Here is a 7,515-nt window from a genome sequence, read left to right as displayed (position 1 = left end):
GGTGATGGCGATAGCCGTCAGACGCTCCAGCTTGTGTTGATGATGAATAAAGAACCGATCGATAAGCGCGACAATCCGCATTTCCAGCGGCTGTTCTGCGTGCAGCGCCAGCTCGAGCCGGTCTTCCACCACCAGTTTGCTGCTCAGATCGCGCAGCGCGAGGTAAATTTCACCCCGGCTGATGCGCAAAGAGAGATAGTGCCAGGCTTCGGTTTCCACCATCAGCCCTACAGCCGGACGGCCACGACTGCCCGGCTCCTGAATTTCCGTTTCTTGCACCAGATGGGCTTCGAGCATTTCACGCACTATCTTGGTGATACTGGCGGGTGCCAGCTGTGCAAGACGGGAAAGATCGATACGCGAGACCGGGCCAAGCTGATCAATCAGGCGATATACCGCGCCCGCATTGGTCTGCTTAATCTGATCTATGTGCCCAGGCTGACTATCAGCAACCACCACCTACTCCCTTATTTTCGCGCTTCGAAATAAACTGTGGGCTATGGTGAAGCACTTCTACAGTCATCGTCAAATTTTTACTTAGGCTTGTGATTTGCAGCACATTTTTGCCCCCATTTTTTCGGGTTTAGCCACCCGGCGAGGCGCTAATCAGCTGCATTTTGAAACGCTGTGCCGCTGCGCTGAGTTCGTGATGCTTTGGCCACACCAGCCACATTTCGGAAACGGCATCGGGTTCTGCTATCGGCACCCAGCGCATTTCACTCAGCTGCACGCGCCTGAACGAGGCGGGCAGGATCGACACCCCGAGCCCCGCTGCCACCAGGCCAATAATGGTCATCGCCTCCCCCACTTCCTGGGCAATCACCGGTGCCAGTCCGTAGCGACGCATCAGGCCGAGAATATCGTCGTACAGACCGGTGCCCACATGCGGGTCGAAAAAGACGAACGGCTCCTGTGCCAGTTCCGTCAGCGAAACGACCGGCTTGGCCGCCAGGGGATGGTCCCGGTGGATCATCGCCAGCAGCGGTTCCCGCAGAATGCGCTGCCATGCCAGGGTGTCCGGCAGCGGCGTATTGCGCATCAGGCCGAGGTCGAGGGAACCTTCGTTTAACGGCGTAATCTGCTCCCGGGTATTGATTTCACGGGTCTGGATATGCACGTCCGGGTAGAGGCGACGAAACGACGAGAGCGTCTCCGACACCGCGCTGATAAAAGGCGCAGAGGAGGTAAAACCCAGCCGCAGCTCGCCGGTCTCGCCGTGATGCAGCCTGGCGGCTCGGGCTCCCGCCTCATCCACCAGGCCAAGGATCTGACGGCAGTCGGCGAGAAATTGCTTCCCGGCCGCCGTCAGCCCCACGCTGCGGTTGGTGCGGGCCAGCAGGCGAGCGCCCACCTGCAGCTCAAGCGCCTGAATTTGCTGGCTCAACGGCGGCTGGGAGATGTTCAGCCGCGCCGCCGCCCGGCCAAAATGCAGCTCCTCAGCGACGGCGACAAAGTAGCGCAGGTGACGCAGTTCGATATTCATATTTTAAAAGTATCATTTGAGATTATTAATATATTAGACAGAATATTTACATTTTCCTACCCTGATCCTTGTGGTCATACCCGTCACCCGAAATCACGGGGATGTTGAAGTAAGGAATTTACGTGAGTCGTACACTGTCCGCAGATCTCGCCGCGACCGGCGAGATCGAAACCCTGGCAAACACACCGCAGCCGATTCAGCTCATCACGCGCGGCACCCCACAGTTTATGCGCGTCACGCTGGCGCTGTTTTCCGCCGGACTGGCCACCTTCGCCCTGCTCTACTGCGTGCAGCCGATCCTGCCGGTGCTCTCCCGGGAGTTTGGCGTCACCCCTGCCAGCAGCAGTATTTCCCTCTCTGTTTCTACCGGGATGCTGGCCGTCGGGCTGCTGTTTACCGGCCCGCTCTCCGATGCTATCGGGCGCAAGCAGGTGATGGTCACCGCCCTGCTGTTGGCCTCGGTCTGTACATTACTGACGACGATGATGACCAGCTGGCACGGGATCCTGGTGATGCGCGCGCTGATTGGGCTCTCCCTGAGCGGCGTGGCGGCGGTCGGCATGACCTACCTCAGCGAGGAGATCCATCCCAGCTTTGTGGCGTTTTCAATGGGGTTGTATATCAGCGGCAATTCGATTGGCGGGATGAGCGGACGGCTGTTGAGCGGGGTGTTTACTGACTTCTTTAGCTGGCGGGTAGCGCTGGCCGTGATTGGCTGTTTTGCGCTGGCTGCCGCACTGATGTTCTGGAAAATTCTGCCGGCGTCACGCCATTTTCGCCCGACGGCCCTGCGGCCAAAAACCCTGCTAATTAACTTTCGCCTGCACTGGCGCGATAAAGGCCTGCCGCTGCTGTTCCTTACCGGTTTCCTGCTGATGGGCTCTTTTGTCACCCTGTTTAACTACATTGGCTACCGCTTGATGCTTTCACCCTGGCATCTGAGCCAGGCGCTGGTCGGCCTGCTGTCTGTTGCTTACCTGACCGGAACCTGGAGCTCACCAAAAGCCGGGGCAATGACCACCCGATATGGACGTGGCCCGGTAATGCTGGCCTCGACGGGCATTATGCTGGCGGGCGTGCTGATGACGCTGCTGGCGAATATTTGGGTTATTTTTGCCGGGATGCTGCTCTTCTCGGCGGGCTTTTTCGCCGCCCATTCGGTCGCCAGCAGCTGGATTGGCCCGCGCGCGCGACGCGCCAAAGGCCAGGCCTCGTCGCTGTATCTGTTCAGTTACTATCTGGGTTCCAGCATCGCCGGTACCCTCGGCGGGGTATTCTGGCATCGCTACGGCTGGGATGGCGTGGGGGCGTTTATTGCGTTGATGCTGTGTGCGGCGCTGCTGGTGGGAAGGCGTCTGCATAAACGACTGCATTAACGTCGAATATCGCCTTTGGCAACGTGAAATTACGCAGTTTCAGCAGCGCCAGCGGGCCATCCCCCAGTTCGGTGCGCAATAGCCACTGAAGCTGACGGCTATCGGGTGCCGTCAGCGTTAAGCGGAACAGACCATTGCTCACTTTCTCCCGCTTTGCCTGTTCGAGCAGGCGGATCGCGCCCCAGGCACCGCTGTGATTAGCCAGCAGTCGTGCTCCGGCAGCGGTGGAGGTCCAGGTGAGCATCACACCGGGCTTATTGATAACGCCCGGCCAGCGGAAACTTTGCCAGTCGGCCAGCTGGTTGAAGTAGTGCAGCTTCTGACCGTCGAGCGTCAGCTGCGTTTCGACAATCTCCGGCATCGCCACCCCCTGCATCTCAAACCCCATCCCCTGGTTGCCGTCGGTAAACAGAATGTCTGACAGCTGACTCAGCTGGTTTACCGCGTCGAGGAATGCCGGGCTGAATGTCAGTCCCTGGCTGTGGGTTTCATCTGCCACCCAGCGGCTGCCTTCCTTATGCAGGACGCCGCCCAGCTGCGTGGTCAGAAAGCGGTCGATCCGCCCGATGTCCTTGCGCACAAACTCCGCCAGCATGGGCAGGGAAACATCATTTTTACCGGCAGCGAACGGGTAACGACCGTCAAAGGCCGAGTGCCAGTTGGCGACAATCGAACGCTGCCATTGGTCGTTCAGGCTGGCAGCCGACGGCTGCAGGACCGTTTCCCATGCCTGGGTCAACGGCTGGGCGAACATCGTCTCCCCGAAGCGAGTCCACTCTTCACCGAGACTGGCCGCCACCAGGTTGCCGTAGGCCTGCGTGTCGGTGAGGTCCACACTTTTCCCCTGGAAAACCGTCTGGGCCAGCTGCTGCATCGTCACCTGCGGATCGGGAGCGTTAGCCACCTGCTGGAGTTTGAGCCGCACGCGGGTGACCCGGGTGAGCCAGGTCTGCAGGCTGAGGGTGCTGTCTGCGGTCATCAGGTTCTGGGCGCTGTTTTTACCCATCAGCGTGAGTAGCGGGCCGAAGGTGCTTTCCAGTGGTCCGGTTGGGCCCGCCGCCTGCTGATCAATCGCCGGAAGGTTGCCTTTAGCGATCAACTTTTTGGCGGATTTGACAAGCGAATCAGAAATCGCCTCGCCCCGCTGCCCGGTCTGCCCCTGGTATGCCAGGGTGTTCATCAGCGCAATCAGCGGTGACTGGCGCACATCGCCGGTCAGGGTAAGCTGGTCGATAACATCAGAAATGGTGTATGCCGGGTTAAGGCGGATGCCGTTGAGGAAGCTCAGCCAGCTCCCGGCAAAATCGGTAAAGTAGCGGTTTGTCAGGCGCTGCCTGAGGGTTTCCGGCGAGATATCATTGGTGACCGTTTTGCGGTTATCGCTCAGGACCCAGTCGATTTCATCCCGACGAGACGCCACGGCTTTATCAATTGCCTCCTGAATCCCCCCCTCCCACGCCTGGCGGGTGAACATGCCCGGCACCGCGTCATCGGTGGTAAACAGGCGGCGGGCATCCGTCTGTGGCGTCATGTCCTCCAGGGTCATGTCGGCATAGTTGCGGCGCACGTCAGTCAGCATATTTTCATACAGGGTGCTCTCGGCATTGCGCTGCCCAATCTGCTCCAGTAACACCCGCCGGGCCTGCGCCACCCGTCGTGTATCGGGCTGAATTTTCCAGTCTGATTGCGCAGGCAGGTTCTGCATGTAAAACGCCCATAAATCCGGGGCGATACTCTGCCACAGCGCAGGCGACAGCCCGGGCGGTGGCAGCTCCGTCGTTTTCATGGTTCGGGCAAAGAACGTCGCGTCGGCCTTATCCGGATGCGCCATCATCAGATACGCTTTCAGCCGATCGTAACCGGGCTTAGCCAGCGCTGTGCGCTGCGGACTGCGCGGTGGCAGGTTAATCAGTGTGGTTAGCTTTTGCATCAGGCCAAGCGCAGCCGGATCGCGAATCAATCGGTTATTAACCTGTCCGTACCACGGCATCAACGCCGCCAGCAGCGCGGCGTTGTGATTCAGACCAAAACGTTGATACCAGGGCGCGCCGTGCTCCTGCTGGTGTTGTAGACGTCCGATATCGTTACGCAGCGCCTGCAGCGCTATCAATTGATGATCGTTCAACGTTGCTGTGCTCACCAGCTGCTGCGCGCGGTCCGCGGCCGCCATGATGTGTTGCCGGTTGACGGCAAACGCCACCACGCTGCCGAGCCCCCACAGGGCAAGCAGCGTCAGCAGCGAGACTTTCAGCGTATGCTCCCACGGCAGACCGACCCGCACGCCACGGGCTTTGGCGCAATCATCTATGACGCCCTGCCAGGGTGCCGGGACCGCCCAGCGGTGCTCGTGTACACCGGAGGTCTTCTCCTCAGCCGCCGCTAAAGGCGGGCTGAACATCAGTCCCCGGAGCGGAACCCGCCGATGCGCAGACATCCAGGGCGTTAACAGCGCCTGCCAGTGGGCAATTCCCCTCGTTCTCAGCCACTGGGCACAGCGGAGCAGATAATCATGCTGCAGATGCTCACCTATCTGCTGCATCCCCTGGGCAGTAAGCTGCGGCAGCATGGCGCTTAGCTGCTGGCCAACATCCTCCGGAACGGCTCGCGCCGGAAACAGCGCCCCCACGGTTTGGGTGATCCGCTCGGCCTGCGACCACAGACTGTTGCGTACCTGCCACAGATACACCGGCGGCTGGTAATGCAGCGCCTCACCCACCTGTTCCAGCGTGCGCAGGTTGATATCAAGCTGGTTGGGGTTGGCCTGCGCCTCATCCAGCGCCAGCACAATGCCGTCCAGCGGACGATGGCGACGCAGTTTACGCAGGGCGCTCAGGCGGTCTTCATCCATGGATGTTGCCAGGCTGCCGCCGTGAATCAGCACCGTGCGATTGCCTTCCAGCCACTGTTTGGCGGCAAGGCCCGGCGCGATGGCGGCAATCTGTGCCGGCTCGCCGGTGACCAGCAGCAGGCGGACCTTATTGCGCCAGAACAGTCCGTAGCGGCGGTGGAGGTGATCTTTCAGCGGCTTAAACAGCGCGGAACGCTGTTTTTTCCTGGCGCATAACGACGGCGTTAGCTGTTTTTGTCCCTCCACTTTATCTTTGATTAACAGACGGAAAACAATAAATCCCAGCATCAGCATGCTGAGCAACAGTCCCCAGAGAATAAAACAGACCAGGGCTATCTCGCGGATCACCATCCATTGCAGGACCCGGTTCGCTTTGAAGAGCCACCATCCCAGCCCTCCGCTTACGATTATCAGCGTTACGACAGCGACACACAGCATGGCGGTGGCCGCCACTGAAATATCCTTGGCTTTTTTTTCCTTGAACATAAGCTTTACGTCTTCCCTATACTAAGCGCGATGACAATCACACTGAATAACAGCGTGTTATTTAAATGAATAAAATATAGCGAGTTGTTTACGCCGCGAAAATTACGATAGCAGAGCTTTAAATGCCCCACTCTTAATATCACGGTATATTTTTCCCAGGATACCCGACACCGTTTTAGGTTCGGCTAGATCAGTTTGCACCTGAGTAACAATATCCCCGACATTAATATCGACGACGGCGTTTATCCGCTGGCCAAATTGCTTGACCGAATCCCAGTTATCGTCATCCGTGTCATACACCGTACGCCGGGAAAAATAACCGTGCGTCAGCGAGGAGTGCAGCGGGTCGTGATTATATTTCGCCACGGTGTCATGCACGTAATTATCAAAAAAGTCCATCATCTGCGGCGATGTCATTAACGCGGGTCGTCGGGCGTCACCGTTTTTCTTGATCTGTAAAAACTCGGCATCCTGCGCGGCAATCAGCTTACCTCCCAGCTGGTCGGTTGCGGTGCCGGGGATAACGTCCAGCGATATCAGGGCCAACAGCGCCATAATCCCGGTGTGGCTAAAGTCATACTGCCCTGCCGCCCGATCCAGCCGGTCCCGATCGATAAGCGGCACATCACGCGGGCTGCTGCCCTGTTGCGCTGGCTGTGTGTCCGCCTGCAGTTCAGCATCGTCGTTGCGGGCCTGCTGGTAAAAGGGCTGAATGGTGTAATGCCTGGCCGCAAGGTCCGGGCTGGCAAAACGCTCGGTGCGCCAGGCCGTGATCCAGCTCAGGTGATCCGCCAGAATCACCTCCAGCGCTTTGGCTTTCAGCGGGACGTAGACCGCGGCGGGCAGTTTATTGGCGTTTCCGGCCTCAGCACTTTTTTTGCGCGCGGCTTCGGCCTTTTTCGCCGCTGCTGCCCGGGTCTGCTGGACCGCCTGATCCGGATCCTTGCCCTGCGCTACCGCAATGGCCGCGATTTCTGCTTCGTTTATGGTGCCCTCTGCCGACTTTGATGCCTCTTTCTGTGCAGTTATGGCCTGCCAGGCGTTAAAGTGGGTGATGACTTCCGGTGAAATTTTGAATTCTGTTAAAACGTCAATATTCATTATCCGATAGGTTTTTTCTTTGACAACGTCGGGCAGGACGTCTTGCGGCACGCTCAGCGGCGCACCGGCATCGAAAGCGGCGGCATACATATCGTGCAGGGCAATCTGCGACAGCAGCTGACGGGAATCCGTCTGAACCTTGCCCAGCTCCGTGGGCTTGCAGTCGCCGCCAATATCAGCATGAACGCCGGGATAAACCACCTCCACCGCCCCCGTCGGGT

General features: G+C 58.8%; 3 protein-coding genes and 2 pseudogenes. 1 reads left to right on the top strand and 4 read right to left on the bottom strand.

Translation table 11 applies throughout. The features are described from left to right. Nucleotides 1–456, bottom strand: a pseudogene (locus ACRDD5_RS14950) (sugar metabolism global transcriptional regulator Mlc); the annotation flags it as partial. Nucleotides 457–583: 127 nt separating this feature from the next. Continuing rightward, a complete protein-coding gene (locus tag ACRDD5_RS14945) occupies nt 584–1,483 on the bottom strand; it encodes a LysR family transcriptional regulator (protein WP_438677162.1) in 900 nt (299 codons plus the stop codon). 122 nt (nt 1,484–1,605) lie between these two features. Here ACRDD5_RS14945 and ACRDD5_RS14940 point away from each other — a divergent pair, with 122 nt between their 5' ends. Beyond that, nucleotides 1,606–2,859 (top strand): MFS transporter, encoded by a 1,254-nt coding sequence (locus ACRDD5_RS14940; RefSeq protein WP_438677161.1) that lies wholly within the window; start codon nt 1,606–1,608, stop codon nt 2,857–2,859. Here the strand turns inward: ACRDD5_RS14940 and ACRDD5_RS14935 are convergent. Beyond that, the gene (locus ACRDD5_RS14935) at nt 2,795–6,193 is read right to left on the bottom strand and encodes an ImcF-related family protein (RefSeq protein WP_438677160.1); all 3,399 of its coding nucleotides are present in this window, start codon (nt 6,191–6,193) and stop codon (nt 2,795–2,797) included. The genes ACRDD5_RS14940 and ACRDD5_RS14935 overlap by 65 nt on opposite strands. 102 nt (nt 6,194–6,295) lie before the next feature. After that, nucleotides 6,296–7,515, bottom strand: a pseudogene (locus tag ACRDD5_RS14930) (T6SS phospholipase effector Tle1-like catalytic domain-containing protein); the annotation flags it as partial.

Origin of the sequence: Silvania sp. (assembly GCF_051656365.1) — a bacterium.
In the GTDB taxonomy this organism is placed as follows: Bacteria; Pseudomonadota; Gammaproteobacteria; order Enterobacterales; family Enterobacteriaceae; genus Enterobacter; species Enterobacter hatchlandensis.
The sequence above is the reverse complement of the archived record's forward strand: the minus strand, read 5'-3'. Positions and strand labels throughout refer to the sequence as shown.

Bases quoted from the DNA above. Each gene is read 5' to 3' on its own strand.
- ACRDD5_RS14945 (WP_438677162.1), bottom strand. From the start codon at position 1,483: ATGAATATCGAACTGCGTCACCTGCGCTACTTTGTCGCCGTCGCTGAG.
- ACRDD5_RS14935 (WP_438677160.1), bottom strand. From the start codon at position 6,193: ATGTTCAAGGAAAAAAAAGCCAAGGATATTTCAGTGGCGGCCACCGCC.